This is a genomic window from Azospirillum canadense (assembly GCF_025961225.1).
GTDB classification, from domain to species: Bacteria; Pseudomonadota; Alphaproteobacteria; order Azospirillales; family Azospirillaceae; genus Azospirillum; species Azospirillum canadense.
Map to the genome: position 1 here is coordinate 508,124 of NZ_JAOQNG010000002.1, position 22,914 is coordinate 531,037.

Consider the following 22,914-nt stretch of genomic DNA (forward strand, 5'->3'; position numbering starts at 1 on the left):
ATCAGACGGCGGCCTCAGCGGGCATCTTCACCGTGTCCGTTCCGGCGGCCTCGTGCATCGCGACGACGTTGCAGAAGTCGGCCGGCACCTGGTCGATCGGCACCAGCCGGCCGCTCTCCAGGCGCCAGAACCGGTAGCCGAGCGCTTCCAGCCGGTCCCAGCAGCCGTCCGTGCGCTCCCCGCGGCGGTGCAGGATGGCGCTGTTCACCTCGAAGAGGATGGTCGGGTGCCAGCGCTCCAGGCTGCGCCGCGCGCCTTCCACCACCATCGGCTCGGCACCCTCGACGTCCATCTTGATGGCGTCGATGCGCGGCAGCTTCAGCTCCTCCACCAGGCTGTCGAGCGTCACCGTCGCGACCTCCTCCCCCTCGCGGGTCGCGCTGTCGCCCAGCAGGGAGAAGGCCTGGAGATCGCCGCCCGCCACGACGTGGTGCAGCACGGCCGTGCCGTTGCGGTCGGACAGCGCCTTGCGCACCAGATGCACCTTGCCGAAGCGGTTCAGCGCGACGTTGGCGGCCAGGCGGTCGGCGGCCACCTGCCCCGGTTCCACCGCCACCACAGTGCCTTCCGGCCCGGCCAGCCGCGCGGCCTTCAGCGTGTACAGGCCGATGTTGGCGCCGGCGTCGATGAACACCGCGCCGGGGCGGACGAACTGCTGAAGCTCCCGCAGCTCCGGCTCCGACCAGTCGCGCAGCACGAAGGCGGTGACGGAGGTGTAGCGCAGGTCCGGCGGCACGCGCAGTTGCTCGCCGCCGGAGGTCAGGCTGAAGCGCGGGCTCTGCTTCATGGCGACGCAGCCGGCCCACAGGGCGGCGCGCGCCATCACCGCGACGGGTTCCGCGCGGAAGCCCGGATGGGCGAGAAGACGGCGCAGGCGGCGGAAGAAGGCGGGCTGGGAGGGGTTTGCTGCGGTCATGGCCTGCTCACGGCAAGGGGGATTCGTTGGACGGAAGGACGGGTGTGAGGGCGGGCGTCGGCACGCTGGCCGGCGGTGCGCCAATAGACGGCGAGCGCCATCACGCTGGCGACCTCGCCCGGCGTAAAGACGACGGAATAGACGGTGGAGGTGGCAAGCGCATAGAGGACGTAGTCGGCCAGCGCCTGAGCCATCGGGTCGCCGTCCCGTCCTGCCTTGCGGGCGGTGCGGAAGGCCGCGACGTAGAAGGCGGCGATCAGGACCGCGCCGATCACGCCGTATTCGAACACGACGCCGATCCAGCCGATGTCGGCCAGGTAGAACTGCTGGTTGCCCAGCAGGTCGGCCAGGGTCACGGTGCTGAAGCGGGTGATCGCGCCGACCCCCAGCAGCCAGCGCAGCGGCGTCACCTCCAGGAAGTCCAGCGCAAGCGCGATGGAGTTCTGCCGGATCGACAGCGAGGCGCCGAGCAGCTGCTCCACCCGGTCGGCGAGCAGCCCGCTGTAGACGACCGCCAACGCGACGGCTCCCACCAGTACCGCACCGACCGCCAGGATGCGCCACCAGCCGCGCGCGGAGGTGAGCATGGCGAAACCCGCCACCAGCACGACGCCGCCCAGAACCGTGCGCTGCTTGTAGATCCAGACCATCAGCAGAAGCCCGATCAGGAACAGCGGGATGGTCCACCATTCCCGGTACGCGCAGAACCGCCGCGTCAGGTACAGCAGGAACAGCACGCCGAAGAACATCGGCATGAAGATGCGGTACCCGCGCTCGAAGTCGTACATCAGCAGCTTGCTTTTCAGCGGGTCGGTGGCGTAGGCCCCCAGCGGCATCACCAGCCACAGCGCCAGCATGACGAGGAAGGTGCCCGCCCCCAGCACGACCAGCGCGCCGCGCAATTGCGGCAGCGTGGGCCGCAACAGCGCCAGCAGGGCGCTGAGGGAGAAGACGTAGGCGAAGGGCCAGACCTTGACGGTGGTCGCCAGCGCGTCGGTCAGCCCGTTGCCGAGCTGGACCATCGACACCGCCGGCGTGATCGCCACGAGGTAGGCGAGCAGCGCGATGCTCAGCGACTTGTGCGGAAGCTCGATCTGCGCCAGCGCGTAGACGGCCAGCGGGATGGTCAGCACCGGCCAAGCCTTCGACAGGGCGTAGAGCGGCGGCACGTCCACCATGTAGTGGAAGGTCTGCCCGAACAGGGGCAGGATGCCCAGAAGCAGCAGGACGACCAGCGACCGCGGCACGGCGCGGTGCGGGGCCGCCGCCCGGACCGGACGCAGGATGCGCCCGCGCCGCCTCGCCGCGAGGTCGATGATCACGGGCGCAGCGCCGTCTTGGGCCGGCCCCGGCCCAGCCGGTCCGCCCACCAGGACGACAGCGCAATGCCGATCAGCGGCATAGAGTCCACGAACACGCGCCGCGCGTGCCCCCGCGGGTTCAGCGCCAGCCGGAACAACCATTCCAGGGCAAGCCGCCGGAACAGGGGCGGTGCCCGTTCCACCATTCCCGTGACGAACAGCAGCGAGCTGCCGACGCACAGGCCCACGCCCGTCGCCCGTCCGCTGTCGCGGATGGCCAGCGCCAGGCATTCCGATTGCGGCGCGCCGACCGCCAGGAAGACGTAGCGGGCGGGATGGTCCAGCACGAAGCGGACGCAGCGCTCCACCTCCACGGGGTCGGCGGAGAAGCCCATGGGCGGCTCGTGCAGCGCCAGACGGGTCAGGCCGAAGCGCGCGCGCAGGCGCCGTACCAGCTCGTCGTTGCCGCCGATCACCGTGATGGGATCGTCCGGCCCGATGAGATGCGCGAAGAGGTGGGCCGTCAGGTCGCTGCCGGGTGCGCTCGGCAAGTGCCGGCCGAACAGCAGGCGGACGAGCAGCCGCATGATCTGGCTGTCGCACAGCCGCAGCCACGCCGCGTCGTAGGCGACGCGGAACGGCGCGTCGCCGCGGTGCAGGCGCACCACATGCTGCGCGTTCGGCGTCACCACATAGGCGAAGGGAGCCTCCGGCGCGCGGCCGGCGATCGCCTCCGCCGCACCGGCCACGTCGAGCCGGGCGATGCGGACGCCGAAGACCATGTCCGCCGGAATGTCGCCCGTGGGAGCCGCCGGCGTCATGGGAAGCTCGTCGACACGCCGTGCGTGCGGCCGATCGTGTAGCTGAACACACGCTCGAACGGCACAACGCGGTTGATGAACTGCTCCACCCACAGGCCGGTTTCGGCGATGGAGCTGCGCGGCACGAACAGGATGTCGCCGGCCGCCATCGGCACGTCGCCGACCGCCGTCCCCGTCTCGATGAAGTTGCGCAGGTCGATGGTGCGCAGCATCGGCTTGTTCTGCGGGTTGCGGCGGATCAGCACGACCTCCTCGTACCGGGCCTCGCGGTCGAAGCCGCCGGCCAGCATGATCGCCTCCATGACGCCGATGCGCCCGTTCAACAGATAGGGGCCGGGACGGGCGACGGCGCCGCCGACATAGGCGCGGTTCGACGGCGTCTCGCGCAGGCCGACGCTGACCTGCGGGGCGCGCATCCAGCGCTTGGCCTTGGTCTCGATGAGCCCGGCGAGTTCGGCCGGCGTCAGGCCGGCGGCATCCACCTGCCCGGCCATGCGCAGGCCGGCGGACCCGTCCGGGCCGATCATCACCTCTTCGTCCATGTCCGGGACGAGCGTGAACTTCACCTGGAAGCGGTCCCCCGGCCCCAGCCGGTAGGCCGGAACGGCGTCCTCCCACCCGGCGAAGCCCTCCGGCAACGCCTGCTTCGGCGACAGCGACTGTCCGGTGCACGCACTGAGCGCCGCCACCGCCAGCAGCAGGATGCAGCGCGTCGCCGCCTTCGCCATCACAGCCATCGGTAAATCACCTGCGGGATGTGGAAATGCCGGCCGGTCAGCACCAGACCGACGATGTCGCCGCCGGACGCTAGGATCGAATCGCGCATCCGGGCGGCGACCGGGGCGCGGGTGTGCTCGGCGCGCGCGATCAGAATGTTGGCGTCGGTCATGGGCGACAGGCGGCGCGCAAGATGGCTGCTGCCGATCGGCGGCGACAGGATCAAAATCATGTCGAAGCGCTGGCGCAGCCGTTCCAGCATCTGGCGCGACTGGGCGATCGGTGTGCGCAGGCTGCCCAGCGCCGAATCCGGCGCCGCCTTGGACACCCACAGCAGCGGGACGGTGGACGGGACGGCGTCCAGCTCCGCGGCCAGCAGGGCGTCGGATGGGGCCAGCGGATCGGCCGTGGCCGGGTCGGCCGACGCGTTGATCGCCACCAGCTGCCCCGTGCCGTCGCCGCACAGGTCGATGACCAGCGTGCGCAGGCCGCGGCCCTTGGCAAGCTCCAGCGCCAGCCCGCGCGCCACCACGGCCTCCCCGTCGCCCTCGTTGGCGGTGACGAACTGCAGCAGCGCCATCGGCCGATCCCCGACCCCGTGGTCGAGCAGCTGGGCCGCGAGGTGGATCAATTCCTGCTGCGCCCCCGGCGATGCCAGCTCCCCGGCCGTGTCGGCGAAGCTGGCGATGGCCGGCACGCCCAGGTCGCGCTCGATCTCGTGCGGCAGGATGTACACTTGGCGCAGCCAGGTCGCGAGCACGCCGGCGGCCGCGCCCAACAGGATGCCGCCGACGAGGCCGGCGATGATGAAGCTCGGTCCCATGCTCGTCCCGGTCGCGGGCGCGACGCCCGGCTGCACCACGCGGACGTTGGAGGTGCGCACCTTGGCGCCCTCCTCCTCCGCACGGGCGGCCTCGGTGCGCTGGGCGTAGTCGCGGTAGATGCCTTCCAGGACGCCGCGCGTGCGTTCCAGGTCGTGCAGCTCGGTCTCCGCCTTGCGCAGGCGCCCGACCTTCTCCACAGCGATGGCGTGCTGGCGGTCCAGCTCGGCCAGCTGGCGGGCCACGGCGTCCTGTTCGATCTCCAGCGTCAGCAGGTGGTTGTTCAGGAAGGCGATGGTCGGGTTGCGCACCTCGCGCGAGGTGCTGAAGACCGGCTTTTCCGCCCCCTTCATGGACTGCCGCACCGTCTTGATCTTCTTCTCGATCTCCTGGAGCGGCGGGTAGTCCGGCAGGAACTGCGACGCCAGCCGGTCGCGCTCCAGCTCCAGCCGCAGCAGGACGTTGCGGTCGTCGTCGTTGTGCGTCTGGTTGCTCTGTTCCTTGAAGTCGAACACCCGCTCCGGCAAGGCGGCCAGCCGCTTGCGGGCCGCCGCCACCTCCGCCTGGAGCGCCGCCTCGCGTTCCTGGGTCTGGCGGCGGCGCTGGACGATGCTGTCCACCTGGTTGGCGGCGAGCAGGGCTTCCTGCCCCAGGTCGACGATGTCGTACTCCGACTTCAGGCGCTGGATCTGCTCCTCGATGCCCTTCAGCTGGTCGGAATGGCGGGCCAGCTCCGACGCCAGGAAGGGCGAGCGCGCGATGTCGAAGATGGCGCGGCGCCGCTTCAGATAGGCGTCGGCGATGGCGTTGACGGTGTCCGCCGCGACGTCCGGGTTCTCGTGGCTGAAGCTCAGGCGGACGATGTTGGAGGAGGACTGCTGCTCCACCCGCAGGTGCCGCTTGAACAGGTCGATGGCCTTCTCCAGCCGGTCCTGCGGGTCGTCGGGGCGGAGCAGGCCGAACAGGCGCGGCCGCGCCAGCTCGGGAAACAGCACCGCGGGATCGAGAACCTGCAGCGTGTCCTCAATGACCTTGCGGCTCTCCAGAATGCGGATTTCGCTGTCGACGGACTTCAGCCCGTCGATGGACAGCACCGACGGCAGATTGCCGGCGACATCCTGAATCCCCGCGTGCTCACGGTCGACCATCATCAGGATCAGGCTTTCCGCCGTGTATTGCGTGCGCGCGTAGGTTGCCGCAATCAGGCCCGCGATGACGGATAGAAGAGCGACCGCCAGAATAATGCGCTTGTGATAAAAAGCGAGTATCAGCAGGTCACGGGGCGTGAACGCGGCCGCACCGCCCATTGACTGGGCGCCATGGGAAAATGGGATGGCTGAGCCGTCCGGCTGTTCGGCCGGCTGGTTTTGCCTCCGGATTTCCTGGTCCTGAGAGAGCATTGGGAGCGGGTACCAAAGGGTGTTGCGTATGCAATTCGTTTGAATGGTTTACCATGTTAGGTGTACCTCTGTCATTCCATGGTTGCTGTTTTGCAACAATTTGTCTAAAAGTTGCCTGAATGCATCGCGCTGATTCCGACCACCCCCGCCCCTGGGGACCGGTCACCGCGAACCGCCCCGCGCAGCCAAGCGAGCGCCGCCTCCATGATTCATCACCTGTCCACGCTGAAAGCCGAGATCGAGGCCCGCCACCCACGGCTGTTCCGGCGCCTGACCTGGCTGCGGGACCGCTTGGCCCCCTATTACGCGGAGCCGGAGCTGCGCCTGCTGCCCGCCCTGTGCGTGCCCGGCGAGGCCGCTTTCGACGTCGGCGCCAACAGCGGCATCTACACCTTCTGGATGTGCCGCGAAGCGGCCCGCGTGATCGCCTTCGAACCCAACCCGAAGCTGGCGGGGCTGCTGGCCACCAAGTTCGGCTCCCTGGTCGCGTCCGGGCGGCTGCGGATCGAAGGCTGCGCGCTGAGCGATGGGGATGGGTCCATCGTGCTGCACGTGCCGCAGGCCACCGCGCTCGCGTCGGTCGAAGCCGGCGCGGTGGACGCCCACGGGCAGGAGGTCACCGCGGTGACCGTGCCGCGCCTGACGCTGGATCATTTCAACGAGGGTCCCGTCGGCTTCGTGAAGATCGACGTGGAGGGGCACGAGGCGGCGGTGGTCGCCGGCGGGCTGCGGCTGATCGGTCGCCATCGCCCCAACCTGCTGGTGGAGGCGGAGGAGCGGCACAGCCCCGGTTCCCTGGCGAAGCTGACGGCGCTGCTGGCTCCGCTCGGCTACCGCGGCTACTTCGTGTTGTCGGGCCGGCTGTGCAGCCTGGACGCCTTCGACCCGGCCCGCCACCAGTCCCGCGCGGCCCTGAACCCGGCCGGCACGCACCGCCAGAAGGGGCAGACCTACATCAACAACTTCATCTTCGTCGCCCGCGACGGTGTGGCCGATCGCCTGCGCGCTGCCCTGGGGCAGGCAGGCCGCCAGTCGGGTAACCATTCTTGAAGTCAGCGGCGGCAGTCCACCTCCGGCCAGGGGCGCTTCTGGTAGAAGGGGCGCAGCGTGAGGATGCCGGTCACCTTCCAGATGCGGCTCTGCCGTTCCGGGCACAGGTTGTTCACGGCCGAGGTCGGGTTGCCATGCCACCAGTCCGGAATGTTGACCTCCACCTCGTAGGTGTTGAGGTGGTTCTCCGGCTCCCGGATCCACCAGCCGTAGGGAAGGCGCGCGAAATGGGAGCGAATCTCCTGCCGGATGTCGACCGGCCGCCACTCCTCCTCGATGTCCTGCGCCGCGGCACAGTTGGCGAGCGTCGCCGCAACGATGGCCGCGGCGATGGTCATGGTCGTCTTCATCGGTCCCACATTCCATGATGCGGCTGCAAAACTGGCACACCCTGGCCCGCTACGCCACCGGCCTCGGGCTGCGCGGGGTGGAGGTGGCCGGGAAGCTCGGCCTCTACGTCGTCGCCGCACGGTCGCTCGGCGCGCACGACGCCGGCCTGTTCTTCCTGTGCCTGACCTGGATCGGCTTGGCCTCCACGGTCGCCCGCCTGGGGCTGGAGCGGGCGATCACGCGACACCTCGCGGCCGATCTGGCGGTCGGGCGGGGGCGTGCCGCCGGGCGCGACCTGCGGACGGCGCTGCTCTGGACAGGTGCCGCGTCGGCCGTCGCCGCCCTGGTGACGGCGGCCGTGGCCGGCCCCGCCGCGCAACTGCTGTTCGGCGCGCCGGACCTGGAGGCGCCGCTCCGCCTCTCGGCCGCGGCCCTGGTGCCGCAAACGCTCACCATCACCGTCGGCTACGCCCTGGCCGGGCTGAAGCGCGGCGTGGCGGCCCAGTTCGTCCAGAACGCGCTGTGGCCGGTGCTGACGCTGGCCGCCCTGCTGGCCGGGGTCGGAACGGTCGAGGGCATTCTGCTGACGCTCGCCGCGGTGCTGACGCTGAGCGTCGTTGTCGGCCTGGCCGTCCTAGCCCGCGACCGCAACCAGTTTGCGGATAGGCCCGAAGCGGCGGATCACGCGGCCGAGGCCCTGCCCTCCCTGTGGCACACGGCCATGCCGCTGTTCGTGGTGGAACTGGTCCAGGTCTCGCTCGCCTCCCTGCCGGTCCTGGCGCTGGGGGTGTTCGTGGATGCGGCCTCGGTCGGCGCCTTCAGCGTCGCCAACCGCATCTCCATGCTGATCTGGGTCGTCATCATCAGCATCGGCACCTTCGCATCGCCGGTCTACGCCGAGTTGCACCGCCGCGGCGAGATGGAGCGCCTGCTGTCCATGAACCGCCGGGTCATGCTGACGGTGGCCGTCCTGGGCTCGCCCATGGTGCTGGCGATGATGGCGGCGCCCAAGACGCTGCTGACCCTGGTTGGCCCGGGGTTCGGCATCGCGGCCACGGCACTGGTCATCCTCGCCGCCGGGCAGCTGGTCAATTGCCTGCTGGCCTGCCAGGACATCCTGCTCGCCATGACCGGCCAGGGGCAGGTCCTGCGCCGCCTCAACCTCCTTCAGCTTGCAACCTGCGTTATCCTCGGCGCCGTCCTCATCCCGTCGCTGGGCATGACCGGCGCCGCGCTGGTGACCGCCCTCACGGTGGCCCAAGGCGCTATCGGCACGACACTGAAAGCGCGCGGCGTGCTTTCGTCCGGGTTGTCGTCTCGGCCATCGCCTCCACATCTACGTTCAGCCGTGCGCAGCGCGGCGCCACAGGACAGGATGACCGGCCGTTGAATCAGCCCCCGACCCAGCCAGAAGCGCTTCGTTTTCCTTTCGCCGAGCCCCCGCCCTTCGGGGAACCCGTTCCGGTCGCGCCGGGAATCCTATGGCTGCGTTTGCCGCTGCCCTACGCGCTCGACCACGTGAACCTCTACCTGCTGGAGGACGGGGACGGTTGGGCGCTGTTCGACACCGGCCTGGGCGACGAGCGCAGCCAGACCCTGTGGACGGCAGTGCTCGCCGGTGCGCTGGGCGGGCGGGCGATCACCCGCGTGGTGGTCAGCCATTGCCATCCCGACCATGTGGGGCTGGCCGGCTGGTTCGACGAACGCTTCGCACCGCCCGTCCACATGACGGAGGCCGAATACCTCACCACCCGCGTCTATCGCCAGGACACGGACGACGAGCGCTCGCGCGCCTCGATGGCGCGCTTCTACCGGTCCTGCGGGCTGGAGGATGCGGCGGTTTCCGGGTTGCTGGGCCGGGGACTGCGCTACCTGACCCAGACCACCGGCCTGCCACCGGCTTTCGAACCGCTGGTCGCCGGCCGGACGCTGCGCCTTGGCGGGCGCGACTGGCGCATCCTCACCGGCGGCGGCCATTCGCCAAACCAGGCGATGCTGTGGTGCGAGGCCGACGGCCTGTTCCTCGCCGCCGACCAAGTGCTGGAGCGCATCTCCCCGAACGTCAGCGTTCAGCCGATGCAGCCCAGCGCCGACCCGTTGTCGGAGTACCGGGACTCGCTGCGGGAGTTGATGGAGACGATCCCGCCGGACGTCCTCGTCCTGCCGTCCCACCGCCGCCCGTTCCTTGGCCTGCACCAACGCGCCCGCGAGCTGGACGCCCACCATGAGGACCGCTGCGCGCGCATCGCCGCCGCTTGCCGCCCGGCGCCGCTGACCTGCGCCCAGGTCGTGCCGGTGATTTTCCACCGGGCGCTGGACTCCCACCAGCTCGGCTTCGCGATCGGGGAAGCGCTGGCCCACCTGAACCACATGCTGGCGAACGGTGTCCTGGCGGTGGAGACCGGAAAGGACGGCCTCCTCGCCTACCGCACTCTGTGATCGGCGGCGCCGGCTGGCCTATCCGTTCGTCGAGGACGGCGCCTCCGCGCCGGCCACCCGTGTGCCGGACAGGAACAGCGCGATCGCCTGCCGCACGTAATGGTCGACGTCCGCCATGGCGAGCGGCTGGTGGGGGAGGATCAGGCGGCGGACGACGATGTTTCCGGTGATCATGCCCAGAAAGGCCTGGGCCGCCACGTCCGGGTCGTCGATGCGCAGCGCCCCGGCGTCGGCCAAGCTCTTCAGATAATGGGCGAGCCGCGCGACCGTCGTCTCCGGGCCGATGCGGAAAAAGGCCTCCGCGATGTCAGGGACGCGGCCGCCTTCCGACACCAGGATGCGCAGGATGGAGGCTGTCTGTGGTTCCGACAGCACCTGGACGAAGTACAGCGCGAACTTGGTCAGCGCGACTTCCGGCGGCACCGTGTCGTCGGCGTGGATCGCCGCCATGCCGTCCAGGATGCGGGCGCTGTTCTCCTCCATCATCGCGCGGAACAGGCCGTCCTTGTCGCCGAACTGCTCGTACAGCGTGGCGCGCGATCCGCCGGCCGTGTTGATGATGTCGCTGAGCGTCGTCTTCTCGAAGCCCTTTTCGACGAACAGGCATTCCGCGGCGTCGAGCAGCGCCTTGCGCCGCGCCAGCCCGCGCGGCCCGACCGCCGACGGCTCCCAGTCGCTGTCCTTGTGAACCATGTTTCCCCCTTGAAGCCCGCTTGGTCCCCCTGCGAGCCCCTTTTTCCGGCCGCTATTTCAGGCTGCGACGGATCCCTCTTGCACGACCAAGGGATCCAAGTGTATCGTCCGGTACAGTGTACTGTATGAGACAGTACAGCGCAAAGGGTTAATTTGGGCCATCGGGACCGGCCGGGCCGGTTGTGGGTGGTCGCGTGTCCCGGGTGGGCGGCGGGCTTGCCGAAACCCGTCTTCGGAATTTTCACCGCCGCTCCACGGCGTTCTCACGAGGAAATTGATGGTCAAAGCAAACGCATTGCTGTCCATGGCCGTGGCGGCCGGCCTGACCGTGGCGCTAGGCGGCTGCCAGGAGAAGAAGCAGGCGGCCGCCACCCCGCCCGCCGCCCCGCCGGCCGAAGTGTCGGTGGCGACGATCGAGCCGCAGCGCCTGCCCGTGACGACCGAGCTGCCCGGACGCACCGCGGCCTACCGGGTGGCGGAAATCCGGCCGCAGGTCAGCGGCATCGTGCTGAAGCGCTTCTTCCGCGAGGGCAGCGACGTCAAGGCCGGCGACCAGCTCTACCAGATCGACCCGGCGACCTACGAGGCGGCACTCGCCAGCGCCCAGGCCGACATCCAGAAGGCGGAGGCCAACCTCCAGGCCGCCCGCAACAAGGCGTCGCGCTACGGCGACCTGGTCAAGAGCAGCGTCGTCAGCAAGCAGGACTTCGACGACGTCACCGCCACGCTGAAGCAGAACGAGGCGGCGCTCGCCGCCTCCAAGGCCGCCTACAATCTGGCGCGCATCAACCTGGACTACACCCGGGTGTTCGCCCCCATCTCCGGCCGCATCGGCAAATCCGCGGTGACCGAAGGGGCGCTGGTCACCGCCAACCAGGCGATGGCGCTGGCCACCGTCCAGCAGCTCGACCCTATCTACGTCGACGTGACGCAGACCGCCTCGCAGCTGATGCAGCTGCGCCAGGATATGGCCACCGGCCGCATCCGCCCGGCGCAGCCCGGCAAGATTCCGGTGTCCCTGTTCCTCAGCGCCGCCGATGCTCCCTACGGCCAGCGCGGCGAATTGCAGTTCTCCGACGTGACGGTCGATCCGGGGACCAGCTCCGTCCAGCTGCGGGCGGTCTTCCCGAACCCGAACCAGGATCTGCTGCCGGGCCTGTTCGTGCGCGCCCGCGTCGAGCAGGGCGTGGCCGAGAACGCCATCGCCGTGCCGCAGGCGGCGGTCACCCGCGGCCCGGACGGCGCCGCCCAGGTCTGGATCGTCGGCGACGACAACAAGGTGTCGCAGCGCATCATCAAGACGGAACGCGCGGTCGGCAACGCTTGGCTGGTGTCTGACGGCCTGCACCCCGGCGAGCGCATCGTGGTGGAGGGCCTGCAGAAGGTGAAGCCCGGCGCACCCGTGAAGCCCGTCCCGGTGCAGAGCACGGTGGCGGCGCTGACCACTGCGCCGGCACGCTGAAACGGTACTGATCCATGTCGAAATTCTTCATCGACCGGCCCGTCTTCGCCTGGGTCATCGCCATCGTGATCATGGTGGCGGGCGCCCTGGCGATCCTCCGCCTGCCCATCGAGCAGTACCCGAAGATCGCGCCGCCGACGGTGTCCATCACCGCCAGCTACCCCGGCGCGTCGGCGAAGACGCTGGAGGACACGGTCACCCAGGTCATCGAGCAGAAGATGACCGGGCTCGACCACTTCCGCTACATGTCCTCGACCAGCGATTCGTCGGGCAACGTCACCATCACCCTGACCTTCGAGCCGGAGGCCAACCCGGACATCGCCCAGGTCCAGGTGCAGAACAAGCTCCAGCTCGCCACGCCGCTCCTGCCGCAGGAGGTGCAGCAGCGCGGCCTCCAGGTGTCGAAGGCGTCGAACGACTTCCTGATGGTGGTCGGCTTCGTGTCCAGCGACGGGCGGCTCAGCCAGGGCGACATCGCCGACTATGTGGTGTCGAACATCCAGGACACGATGAGCCGCGTCCAGGGCGTGGGCGACATCACCGTGTTCGGCCCGCAGCACGCCATGCGCATCTGGCTCGACCCCGACGCGCTGAACAGCCACCAGCTGACCACCGTCGACGTCACCAACGCGATCAAGACTGAGAACGCGCAGATCTCCGCCGGCCAGCTCGGCGGCGCGCCGGCGGTCCCCGGCCAGCGCATCAACGCCACCATCATGGCGCAGTCGCGCATGCAGACGCCGGAGGAGTTCGGCGCCATCCTGCTGCGCGTGAACCCGGACGGGTCGCAGCTGCGCCTGCGCGACGTCGCGCGCATCGAGGTCGGCCAGGAAACCTACGAGGTCTCCGCCCGCTACAACGGCAAGCCGGCGGCGGGCCTGGGCATCAAGCTGGCGACCGGCGCCAACGCGCTGGACACCGCCGCCGCCGTGAAGGCGAAGATCACCGAGCTGTCGCCCTTCTTCCCGCCCGGCCTTGAAATCATCTACCCCTACGATTCGACGCCCTTCGTCCAGGTGTCGATCCACGAGGTCATCAAGACGTTGTTCGAGGCGATCGTCCTCGTCTTCGCGGTGATGTACCTCTTCCTCCAGAACTTCCGCGCCACGCTGATCCCGACCATCGCCGTCCCCGTGGTGCTGCTCGGCGCCTTCGGCATCCTGTCGGCCTTCGGCTTCTCCATCAACGTGCTGACCATGTTCGGCATGGTGCTGGCGATCGGCCTTCTGGTCGACGACGCCATCGTGGTGGTGGAGAACGTCGAGCGCGTGATGAGCGAGGAGAAGCTCTCCCCGCGCGAGGCGACCCGCAAGTCCATGGGCCAGATCACCGGTGCGCTGGTCGGTATCGCGCTGGTGCTGTCCGCCGTGTTCGTGCCGATGGCCTTCTTCGGCGGCTCCGCCGGCGCCATCTACCGCCAGTTCTCGCTGACCATCGTGTCGGCCATGGGCCTGTCGGTGCTGGTCGCCCTGGTGCTGACCCCGGCGCTCTGCGCCACCCTCCTGAAGCCTCTGTCCCATGACCATGGCCACGCCCGCGGCGGCTTCTTCGGCCTGTTCAACCGCGGCTTCGACGCCAGCAGCCGCGTCTACCTGAAGGGCGTGCGCGGGTCGGTGAACCGCCTCTGGCGGTTCGGCTTCGCCTATCTGCTGATCGTCGGCGGGCTGGCCTATCTGTTCCTCCAGATGCCGTCCTCCTTCCTGCCGACGGAGGACCGCGGCCAGCTGTTCGTGCTGTGGTCCGCGCCGCCGAACGCCAGCATCGAGCGCACGCTGGAGACCAGCAAGCAGGTCGAGGCCTACTTCCTGGACAAGGAAAAGGACCATGTGGAGGGTCTGTTCACTATCGCCGGCTTCAACTTCGCCGGCCGCGGGCAGAACGCCGGCCTCGCCTTCGTCCGCCTGAAGGACTGGGAGGAGCGCAAGACGCCGGAAAGCAAGCCGGACGCCATCTCCCGCCGCGCCATGGGTGCGCTGTCGCGGATCAAGGACGCGGTGGTCTTCGCCTTCATGCCGCCGTCGGTGCCCGGCCTCGGCAACGCCACCGGCTTCGATTTGCAGCTGGTGGACCGCGGCGGCCTCGGCCATGAGAAGCTGATGCAGGCGCGCAACCAGCTGCTGGGCATGGCGGCGCAGAACCCCAAGCTGATCGCCGTCCGCCCGAACGGGCTGGAGGACACGCCGCAGTACAAGCTGACGGTGGACCGCGAAAAGGCCAGCGCGCTGGGCCTGTCGCTCAGCGACATCAACACGACTCTGTCGGCCGCCTGGGGCTCGTCCTACGTCAACGACTTCATCGACCGCGGGCGGGTGAAGAAGGTCTATCTCCAGGCCGACGCGCCCTATCGCATGCAGCCGTCGGACGTGGAGCGCTGGTACGTCCGCAACAACCTCGGCCAGATGGTGCCCTTCTCCGCCTTCACCATGGCGCAGTGGACCTACGGCTCGCCGAAGCTGGAGCGGTACAACGGCAGTTCGTCGCTGAACATCCAGGGCTCCGCGGCGCCGGGCATCAGCTCCGGCGAGGCGATGCAGGAGATGGAAGCGATGATGGCCAAGTTGCCGGCTGGCATCGGCTACGAGTGGACCGGCCTCTCCTTCGAGGAGCGGTTGAGCGGCTCGCAGGCGCCGGCGCTCTATGCCCTGTCGATGCTGATCGTCTTCCTGTGCCTGGCCGCCCTCTACGAGAGCTGGTCGGTGCCGGTGTCGGTGATGCTGGTGGTGCCGCTGGGCGTCATCGGCGCGGTGCTCGCCGCCACGCTGCGGGGCCTGCCGAGCGACGTCTACTTCCAGGTCGGCCTGCTGACGACCATCGGCCTGTCGGCGAAGAACGCCATCCTGATCGTGGAGTTCGCCAAGGCGCTGTACGACGAGGGCATGGATCTGAAGGAGGCTGCCATCGAGGCCTGCCGCCAGCGCCTGCGCCCGATCATCATGACGTCGCTGGCCTTCATCCTGGGCGTGTTGCCGCTGGCGATCAGCAGCGGCGCCGGCTCGGAAAGCCAGAACGCCATCGGCGTCGGCGTGATGGGCGGCATGATCTCGGCCACCGTGCTGGCGATCATCTTCGTGCCGGTGTTCTTCGTCGCCGTCTACCGCCTGTTCGTGCGGCGGCGCGTGGAGCAAGCGCCCCACCACGCCGAACCGGCGCCGGCGGGGGATTGAGCGGCCGGCAATAACTCCCTCGCCCGCCCCCGGCGGGAGAGGGAAGGGGACCACGAAGTGGGAAGGGTGAGGGCTTGGTTTCTCGGGTAAACCTTGCCCTCACCCTCCCGCCGCCCGGCGGCGGGTCCCTCCCTCTCCCAGCGGGGCTGGGAGAGGGGGTAATTACCGGATCCGCTCTAGCACGCTGGCGTAGTTCGCCACCGCGGTGCCGCCCATGTTGAAGACGCCGCCGAGCTTGGCGTCCTTCACCTGGATCGGGCCCGGCATTTCCCCGCACAGCTGCATGGCCGACAGCACGTGCATGGACACGCCCGTGGCGCCGATGGGGTGACCCTTGGCTTTCAGTCCGCCGGACGCGTTGACCGGCAACTTGCCCCCGATCTCCGTCCAGCCTTCCTCGATCGCCCGCGCGCCCTGCCCTTCGGGCGTCAGGCCCATCGCTTCGTATTCCATCAGTTCGGCGATGGTGAAGCAGTCGTGGGTTTCGACGAAGGACAGGTCGGACAGCGCCACGCCGGCCTCGGCCAGCACCTTGCGCCAGGCCTGCGCGCAGCCTTCCATCTTCAGGATGTCGCGTTTCGACAGGGGCAGGAAATCCTGCACATGCGCCGTACCGCGGAACATCACCGCGCGCCGCATGCGCAGCGCGGTCTCCACGTCCGTCAGCACCAGCGCCGCCGCACCGTCCGACACCAGCGAGCAGTCGGTCCGCTTCAACGGCCCGGCGACGAGCGGGTTCTTCTCGCTCTCACGCCGGCAGAACTCGTAGCCGAGATCCTTGCGCATCTGGGCCAGCGGGTTGCTCGCCCCGTTCTTGTGGTTCTTGGCGGCGATCCGGGCCAGCGCGTCGGACTGGTCGCCGTATTTCTGGAAATAGGCACCGGCGATCATGCCGAACACGCCGGCGAAGCCGCCGTCGATCCCGCTCTCCTCCCGCAGGTAGGAGGCGCGCAGCAGGTTGCGCCCGATCTCCGGCCCCGGCGTGGTGGTCATCTGCTCCGCACCGACCACCAGCACGACACGGGCACGGCGCGCCTCGATGGTCTTGATCGCCTGATGGACGGCCGCGGAGCCCGTGGCGCAGGCGTTCTCGACGCGGGTGGCCGGCGTGAAACGGAAATCATCGCTCGCCTGCAACACCAAGGACGCGGTGAAGTCCTGCGGCGAGAAGCCGGCGTTGAAGTGACCGAGCACGATCTCGTCCACGTCGCTGGGGGCCAGCCCGGCGTGCGCCAGCGCCTCCGTCGCCGCCTTGACGATCAGGCTTTCGAGCGTTTCGTTCTCATGCTTGCCGAAGGGTGTGTGGGCCCATCCGACGATGGCGGTCGCCATGCTGGTTTCCTCTCGAATTCTTAAATGGTCTGGCTTACAGGCCGTCGGCAAGCTGTTGGCGCAGCTCGCGCTTCAGCACCTTGCCGTAGTTGTTCTTCGGCAGCGCCTCGACGAACACATAGCGCTTGGGCTTCTTGAACCGCGCGATGTTGGCGGCGCAGTGCTCGTCCAATTCGGCTGACGCGAGGTCCACCCCCGGTGCCGGCACGACGAAGGCGACGACGATCTCGCCCCACTCCGCGTGCGGCTGGCCGGTCACGCAGACCTCGGAAACGCCGGGGTGGCGGAGCAACGCCTCCTCGACCTCGCGCGGGTAGATGTTGGTGCCGCCGCTGATGATCACGTCCTTGGAGCGGTCGCGCAGGGTCAGGTAGCCGCGCTCGTCGAAGGAACCCATGTCGCCGGTGTAGAGCCAACCGTCACGCAAGGCGTCCGCGGTGGCCTTCGGGTTGTTCCAGTAGCCGGACATGACGATGTCGCCGCGGCAGACGATCTCGCCGATCTCGCCGGCGGGCAGCGGCCGGCCCTGCTCGTCGACGACCGCGACCTCCACCCCGCTGCGCGCGTAGCCGACCGAGCCCAAAATGCCGTCATCGTTCGTCGCGTGGTCGGCGCGGCGCAGGCCGGTGATGGTCATGGGCGATTCACCCTGCCCATAGATCTGCGCGAACACCGGCCCGAAGGTGGCGAGCGACTTCTTCAGCTCTTCCACATACATCGGGCCGCCGCCGTAGACGATGGAGCGCAGGTTGGCCGGGCGCCGACCGCTCCGCTCCGCCTCCAGCCGCAGCCGCTGCACCATGGTCGGCGCCAGGAAGGCCCCGCAGCCCGGATGGTGGTCGCAGAGGTCGAGGAACTCCTCCGGATCGAAGGCCGAGGAGGCCGGCACCACCTGCCGCGCGCCCCGCGCGATGTAGGCCGGCATGTAGAGGCCCGAGCCGTGCGACATCGGCGCGCCGTGCAGCAGGCTCGACGCCTCGTCCACCACCTCCACGTCGGCGAGGTGGGCGATGGTCAGGGCCATCAGGTTGCGGTGCGACAGCATGGCGCCCTTCGAGCGGCCGGTCGTCCCGCTGGTGAAGAACAGCCAAGCGAGCGCCTCCGGCGTCGGATCGACGGGACCGGCCATTTCCTCGCCCAGCAGGGCGAAATAGTCCTCGCTGCCGATGACCACCTGCCGGCATTCCGCCGCCGGCGACCCTTCCAGCGCACGCTCCAGCCCGAGGGCGAGCTTCGGCGAGACGAAGACGACCGAGGCGCTGGCATCCTCCAGAATCTGGACGACTTCCTTCGCGTGGAGCTTCGCGTTGACCGGGGTCGCCGCCATGCCTGCGGCCCAGACGCCGAAGAACAGCTCCACATACTCCGGCGCGTTCTCGCTGGCGATCGCGACCCGGTCCCCCGGCCGTCCGCGCTCCCGCAGAGCCGCCGCGAGTCGCAGCGCGCGGGACCGTAGTTCGGCGAAGCTGTGGACTTGCTCCGTGCCGCGGAACACCGCACCGTTGTTCGGGAAGCGCGTCGCCGCCTGATCGAGAAGGGAGAAAAGATTCACCTGCGCACCCCAGCCTGTCTGCGGTCCTGCCGATTATTGTCGATACCGACCATATGCAGTCAAAGATATTCCGGACGCTTCGGGGTGAACACGTCCAGGTTCAGCACCGGCTCGTCGCCGACCACCTCGCCCCAATGCTCGACGTTGGAGGGGATGGCGAGCAGGCCGCCCGGCCCGACCAGATGCTCCTCGCCGGCGACGTGGAAGCGGATGGTGCCGGCCAGGATGTAGACGATCTGCTCGTGCACATGGCTGTGCGGGCGCGGCTCGTGGCCCGGCATCAGGCGGTGGAGCGCCAGGGTGGCGCCCTCGCCGGTGAACACCTTGCGCTCGACGCCGGGACGCACCGGCGTCCAGGGCAGCGCGTTCCAATCGACGCTGGGGATGGTCATGTCTCAAACCTCCAATTTTGGATTTATCGTTACTTCGCGGCGCCGAGGATCCCGGACGGCCGGACGAACAGGAAGAGCAGCAGGACGGACAACGCGACCACGGTCTTCAACCCCGCCCCGAACGACAGGATGGCGACCGATTGGACGACGCCCAGCGTCAGGCCACCAAGGAAGGCGCCAAAGGGCCGGCCGAAGCCGCCGATGATCGCGGCGATGAAGCCGGAGATCGCGAAGGGCACGCCGACGTTGAAGGCGGTGTACTGCGTCGGCGTCAGCATGATGCCGGCGATGGCGCCCAGCCCGGCGCTGAGCCCGAAGGCCAGCGCCAGCATGCCGTGCACCGGGATGCCTTGCAGCGCCGCCGCCTCGCGGTTGATGGCGCAGGCGCGCATGGCCTTTCCGGTCCGCGTGCCCTTGAAGAACAGGGCGAGCAGCCCGACGATGGCCAGCGACCCGGCGACGATCCACAGCGACTGGATGTTCACCGCGACACCGCCGACCATGATCGGCGGCAGGTCGGTGAAGACCGGCAGCGTCTTGGGCTGGTCGTCCACCGCCAGGAAGGTCAGCCGCTCGATGACGATCTGGGCCGCCAGCGTCGCCAGGATCATCACGAACATCGGCGCGTTGCGCTTCCACAGCGGGCGCACGACCAGCCGTTCGATGACGACGCCGAGCAGGGCCACCACCAGGACCGACAGGACGATGGCGGCGAAGTAGGGCAACTGCCCGCGCACCAGCAGCACATGGGTGATCATGCCGCCCAGCATGACGAAGGCGCCCTGGGCGAAGTTCACGATGCCGCTGGCGTTGTAGATCACGCAGAAGCCGATCCCGATCAGGCCGTAGACACAGCCGATGCCGAGACCGCTGACCAGACTCTGGCCGATGAGAGCGCTGTCCATTCTTCGGTCTCCCGTTCAGCCGAGATAGGCGGCGATGACGGCCGGATCCTCGCGGATGCGGTCGGGCGCACCCTGGGCGATCTTCTTGCCGAAATCGACGACCACGATGTCGTCGGCGGTGTTCATCACCAGATGCATGTCGTGCTCGATCAGCAGCACCGCGGTGCCGTCCTCGGCGATGCGCCGGATGAGAGAGGCCAGCCGCGCGCTCTCGTCGGCGTTCAGCCCCGCCGCCGGCTCGTCGAGCAGCAGCAGCTTCGGCCCGGCGGCCAGCGCGCGCGCCACCTCCAGCAGGCGCCCCTGCCCGTAGCTGAGCGCGGAGGCCGGACGGTCGGCCGCGGCGCCCAACCCGACGAGGTCGAGCAGCGCGCGGGCACGGTCGTCGATCTCCGCTTCCATCTGACGGACCCAGCGCGGGCGAAGGAGCGCCGACAGCAGGCCGCCGCGGCTGCGCAGGTGGAAGCCCACCTTGACGTTCTCGACGGCGCTCAGTTCCGGGAACAGCTTTACCAGCTGGAAGGTGCGGATCAGGCCGCGCGCCGCCTTGGCCTCGGGCTCCTCGGCGGTGACGTCCACGCCCTCGAACAGGACGCGTCCGTCGCTGAGCGGCAGCGCTCCGGAGATCAGGTTGAACAGCGTCGTCTTGCCGGCGCCGTTCGGACCGATGATCGCGGTGACGCTGCGCGGCTTCACCTCGAAACTGACGGCGTTGACCGCGGTCAGGCCACCGAAGGTCTTGGTGGCGCCTTCGACCTTGAGACAGGCCGTCATGACGACCTCCCATTTTTCGCGGGCCGGTCTTCGATGGCGGTGAACAGCCCGGCCAACCCGCGCGGCGCGAAGATCAGCAGCAGGATCAGCGCGGCCCCATACGCCAGGTCCTGGTAGTCGCGGAACGCGCGGAAGGTCTCCGGCAGCACGCTGACCACCAACGCCCCGACCACCGGCCCGGCGATGGTGCCGATGCCGCCGACATAGAGCATGGTGAAGGACAGGATGACCATGTGCAGGCTGAACACCTCCGGGCTGACATAGCCGACCACATGGACGAACAGCGACCCGGAGAGGGAGCCGAAGCCGGCCGACAGCAGAAAGGACAGCAGCTTGTAGCGCGCCACGTTGATGCCCAGCGCCCGCGCCGCCTCCTCGCTGCCGGCCAGTCCGGCGAAGGCGCGGCCGACGCGCGACCGGCGGATGCGCGCCACCGCCAGAACCGTGGCGACGACGCAGAGCGACAGCACGACCAGGATTTGACGGTCGCTCGTCGCCTCGTATCCCGCGATGCCGAGCGGCGGAATGCCGGAGATGCCGAGATAGCCCTGGGTGACGCTGTCCCACTGCACGGCGACCTCGTAGGTGATCATGCCGATGGCCAGCGTCGCCATGGACAGGTAGTGGCCCTTCAGCCGCAGCGTCGGGTAGCCGACGACGAAGGCGAAGGCCAGCGCCCCGGCCAGCCCGGCGCCCATGGCTGGCAGCAGCCCCCACTCGTATTCGGTGGTCAGCACCGCCGACGCGTAGCCGCCGATGGCCGCGAAGGCGCTCTGCCCGAAGGAGACCTGGGCGGTCAGCCCCATGAAGACGTTCAGGCCGGACACGAAGATGGCGTAGATCAGCGCGAAGGCGACGACCGTCGCGGCGTAGCCGCCGACGACCAGCGCGTAGCCGACGACGCAGGCTGCGATCAGCCAGGGAGCGGCGCGGGCGGCAAGGCCCCGAAGGGATACCCGCCCCGGCGCCCGCGCGGCCTCACGCAAAGTAGTACTGGGCGAGCTGGTCATGCGATTGGACCTCGCGTGGGTCGATGACGGCGACCAGGCGGCCGAGCGACAGCAGGTAGGCACGGTGGGCGAGCTTCAGCGCCTGCGGCGCCCTCTGCTCCACCAGCACCACCGGCAGCCCCGACCGGTTGAGGACGCCGAGCGTTTCCAGGATTTCGTCCGTCACCCGCGGCGCCAGCCCCAGCGACGGTTCGTCGAGCAGCAGGATTTTTGGGTCGGCCATCAGCGCGCGCCCGATGGCGAGCATCTGCTGCTCGCCGCCGGACATGGAGCCCCCCGCCTGCCCCAGCCGCTCCTTCAGCCTGGGGAACAGCTCGAACACGCGGTCGAAGCGGCGCTGCCGTTCCTCGCGGCCCTTCAGGCGGTAGGCGCCGAGTTCCAGGTTCTCCATCACGGTCATCGGCCCGAAGATGCCGCGCCCTTCCGGGACCAGCACCACGCCGCGCGACGCGACGGCCACCGGGTTGCGGCGCGGCAGGGCGGCCCCCATGAAGGCAACCTCCCCGGCGTTGGTCACGAGGCCGAGGATGGCGCGAAGGAGGGTCGATTTGCCGGCGCCGTTAGGGCCGAGCACCGCGACCAGCTCGCCCGCCCCCACCTGGAAATCGATGGGGGCCAGCGCCTGCACCTGCCCGTAGCGCGCGCTGAGGTTTCGCGCCTCCAGGATGGGAGAAGGGAACGCCGTCATTGGACGATCTTGACTTGGCCGCCGGAGATGGTGGCGAGCACGAAGGGGTTCTGCGTGATGCCCTGGTGGTTTGCCGCGGTGAAGTTGTAGACGCCGGTCGTGCCCTGGAAGCCGGTAATCTTCTCGATGTTGTCGCGGATCGCCGGTCCCTCGGCCGACTTGCCGTTGGTGATGGCGGCCACGGTCAGCATCACGCCGTCCCAGCCGCGCGACGCCCAGTTTGGATCGCGGTCGCCGAACTTGGCGCGCCAGGGCTCCAGGAACTTGCCGATCTCCGCCTTGGTCGGGCTGTCGGGCAGCGCGTCGTAGACCTGGGACGGCGAGGCGACGAAGAAGAACTTGTCGCCCAGCACCTCGGCGACCGGTTTGAAGACGGCCAGATCCTCAAGGCTGGTCAGCATCAGCATGCTGGAGTTCAGCTGCTTCAGGTTCTTGGCCGCGGTCAGCGTGGTGCCGCCCAGCCCGATCTTGATGATGGCGCCGGCCCCCGCCGCCTGGATCTTGCTGATCTGGACGCTGAGGTCGGCGTCGTCCTGCTTGTAGGATTCCACGCCGACGACCTGAAGCCCGTACTTGGCCGCGACGTCCTGCGCCACCGTCTTTTGCAACAGGGCGTACGGGGTCGGGTCGTGCAGCACGCCCACCTTGCGGATGTCGGTCTTGTCGCGCAGGTATTCGAAGCGCTTCTCCACCTCGAACCCAGCGGGCGGCAGGGTGGTGAAAGCCCATTTCACCTGGGCGGCCTGCTGCGGCAGGATGGAACACAGCATCATCGGCTTCTCGGCCTTGGCGACCATGCTCGCGGCGGCGAAGTTGCCGGCCGACACGCAGCCGCTGATGAAGACGTCGACGTTGTCGGACGTCATCATCTTGCGGTAGACCGTCACCGCCTCCTGCGGTTCGGAGCGGTTGTCCTCGACCACCACCTCGATCTTCCGGCCCATCACGCCGCCCTTGGCGTTCAGCGCGTCGGCGGCGACCTGCACGCCGTCGCGCCAGGCACGGTCAACGGTCGCGGCGTAGCCGGTCAGGCCGGCCGAGATGCCGATCTTCAGCGCTTCGGCCGAGGACGCCGGCTGGATGCCGGCCAGGGTCGCTGCGGCGACGGCGACAGCGAGGATGTTCCGCTTCATAGACATGCCCCTCCCTC

At 69.0% G+C, this 22,914-nt stretch carries 20 protein-coding genes; 5 read left to right on the forward strand and 15 right to left on the reverse strand.

Going from position 1 to position 22,914, the window contains the following annotated elements:
* Position 1 precedes the first annotated feature (1 nt).
* The 5 genes from M2351_RS16900 to M2351_RS16920 are packed head-to-tail and all read right to left on the reverse strand — an operon-like array spanning position 2 to position 5,883.
* Positions 2-916, reverse strand: coding sequence for an FkbM family methyltransferase (locus tag M2351_RS16900; RefSeq protein WP_264657283.1), 915 nt, complete (start codon positions 914-916; stop codon positions 2-4).
* Positions 913-2,238, reverse strand: coding sequence for an O-antigen ligase family protein (locus M2351_RS16905; protein ID WP_264657284.1), 1,326 nt, complete (start codon positions 2,236-2,238; stop codon positions 913-915). The genes M2351_RS16900 and M2351_RS16905 overlap by 4 nt, the downstream gene beginning before the upstream one ends.
* Positions 2,235-3,038, reverse strand: a complete 804-nt coding sequence (locus tag M2351_RS16910) for a WecB/TagA/CpsF family glycosyltransferase (protein WP_264657285.1) — start codon at positions 3,036-3,038, stop codon at positions 2,235-2,237. The genes M2351_RS16905 and M2351_RS16910 overlap by 4 nt, the downstream gene beginning before the upstream one ends.
* Positions 3,035-3,775, reverse strand: a complete 741-nt coding sequence (locus tag M2351_RS16915) for a polysaccharide biosynthesis/export family protein (RefSeq protein WP_264657286.1) — start codon at positions 3,773-3,775, stop codon at positions 3,035-3,037. The genes M2351_RS16910 and M2351_RS16915 overlap by 4 nt, the downstream gene beginning before the upstream one ends.
* Positions 3,766-5,883 carry a GumC family protein gene (locus M2351_RS16920; protein ID WP_264657287.1) on the reverse strand — a complete coding sequence of 706 codons (2,118 nt, stop codon included), beginning with the start codon at positions 5,881-5,883 and terminating at the stop codon, positions 3,766-3,768. Before M2351_RS16920 ends, M2351_RS16915 begins: the two co-directional genes overlap by 10 nt.
* 297 nt (positions 5,884-6,180) lie before the next feature.
* Between M2351_RS16920 and M2351_RS16925 the strand changes: the two genes are divergently transcribed.
* A complete protein-coding gene (locus tag M2351_RS16925) occupies positions 6,181-7,026 on the forward strand; it encodes an FkbM family methyltransferase (protein ID WP_264657288.1) in 846 nt (281 codons plus the stop codon).
* A 2-nt stretch (positions 7,027-7,028) separates the two neighbouring features.
* On the opposite strand, the gene M2351_RS16930 is transcribed toward M2351_RS16925, so the two are convergent.
* Positions 7,029-7,376: a hypothetical protein gene (locus M2351_RS16930; RefSeq protein ID WP_264657289.1), complete on the reverse strand. Its 348-nt coding sequence runs from the start codon at positions 7,374-7,376 to the stop codon at positions 7,029-7,031.
* A gap of 14 nt (positions 7,377-7,390) precedes the next feature.
* Here M2351_RS16930 and M2351_RS16935 point away from each other — a divergent pair, with 14 nt between their 5' ends.
* Positions 7,391-8,746, forward strand: coding sequence for a lipopolysaccharide biosynthesis protein (locus M2351_RS16935; RefSeq protein WP_264657290.1), 1,356 nt, complete (start codon positions 7,391-7,393; stop codon positions 8,744-8,746).
* Positions 8,743-9,795, forward strand: a complete 1,053-nt coding sequence (locus M2351_RS16940; RefSeq protein ID WP_264657291.1) for an MBL fold metallo-hydrolase — start codon at positions 8,743-8,745, stop codon at positions 9,793-9,795. The genes M2351_RS16935 and M2351_RS16940 overlap by 4 nt, the downstream gene beginning before the upstream one ends.
* Positions 9,796-9,813: 18 nt before the next feature.
* On the opposite strand, the gene M2351_RS16945 is transcribed toward M2351_RS16940, so the two are convergent.
* On the reverse strand, positions 9,814-10,488 hold the full coding sequence (locus M2351_RS16945) for a TetR/AcrR family transcriptional regulator (protein WP_264657292.1): 675 nt from the start codon (positions 10,486-10,488) through the stop codon (positions 9,814-9,816).
* A 277-nt stretch (positions 10,489-10,765) separates the two neighbouring features.
* On the opposite strand from M2351_RS16945, the gene M2351_RS16950 reads away from it, so the two are divergent.
* Entirely contained in the window at positions 10,766-11,950 is a 1,185-nt protein-coding gene (locus tag M2351_RS16950) for an efflux RND transporter periplasmic adaptor subunit (protein ID WP_264657293.1), read from the forward strand.
* A gap of 14 nt (positions 11,951-11,964) precedes the next feature.
* Positions 11,965-15,114, forward strand: coding sequence for an efflux RND transporter permease subunit (locus tag M2351_RS16955; RefSeq protein ID WP_264657294.1), 3,150 nt, complete (start codon positions 11,965-11,967; stop codon positions 15,112-15,114).
* Between the two features lie 162 nt (positions 15,115-15,276).
* Here the strand turns inward: M2351_RS16955 and M2351_RS16960 are convergent, their stop codons facing one another.
* The 8 genes from M2351_RS16960 to M2351_RS16995 are packed head-to-tail and all read right to left on the reverse strand — an operon-like array spanning position 15,277 to position 22,903.
* Positions 15,277-16,446, reverse strand: coding sequence for an acetyl-CoA acetyltransferase (locus tag M2351_RS16960; RefSeq protein ID WP_264657295.1), 1,170 nt, complete (start codon positions 16,444-16,446; stop codon positions 15,277-15,279).
* Positions 16,447-16,480: 34 nt separating this feature from the next.
* Positions 16,481-17,998, reverse strand: coding sequence for an AMP-binding protein (locus M2351_RS16965; RefSeq protein WP_264657296.1), 1,518 nt, complete (start codon positions 17,996-17,998; stop codon positions 16,481-16,483).
* 59 nt (positions 17,999-18,057) lie between these two features.
* Positions 18,058-18,390 (reverse strand): cupin domain-containing protein, encoded by a 333-nt coding sequence (locus tag M2351_RS16970; RefSeq protein WP_264657297.1) that lies wholly within the window; start codon positions 18,388-18,390, stop codon positions 18,058-18,060.
* Positions 18,391-18,419: 29 nt separating this feature from the next.
* Positions 18,420-19,295 carry a branched-chain amino acid ABC transporter permease gene (locus M2351_RS16975; RefSeq protein ID WP_264657298.1) on the reverse strand — a complete coding sequence of 292 codons (876 nt, stop codon included), beginning with the start codon at positions 19,293-19,295 and terminating at the stop codon, positions 18,420-18,422.
* A 15-nt stretch (positions 19,296-19,310) separates the two neighbouring features.
* A complete protein-coding gene (locus M2351_RS16980) occupies positions 19,311-20,066 on the reverse strand; it encodes an ABC transporter ATP-binding protein (protein ID WP_264657299.1) in 756 nt (251 codons plus the stop codon).
* On the reverse strand, positions 20,063-21,076 hold the full coding sequence (locus M2351_RS16985) for a branched-chain amino acid ABC transporter permease (RefSeq protein WP_264657300.1): 1,014 nt from the start codon (positions 21,074-21,076) through the stop codon (positions 20,063-20,065). Before M2351_RS16985 ends, M2351_RS16980 begins: the two co-directional genes overlap by 4 nt.
* Positions 21,045-21,764, reverse strand: a complete 720-nt coding sequence (locus M2351_RS16990; RefSeq protein ID WP_264657301.1) for an ABC transporter ATP-binding protein — start codon at positions 21,762-21,764, stop codon at positions 21,045-21,047. Before M2351_RS16990 ends, M2351_RS16985 begins: the two co-directional genes overlap by 32 nt.
* A complete protein-coding gene (locus tag M2351_RS16995; RefSeq protein WP_264657302.1) occupies positions 21,761-22,903 on the reverse strand; it encodes an ABC transporter substrate-binding protein in 1,143 nt (380 codons plus the stop codon). Before M2351_RS16995 ends, M2351_RS16990 begins: the two co-directional genes overlap by 4 nt.
* Positions 22,904-22,914 lie beyond the last annotated feature (11 nt).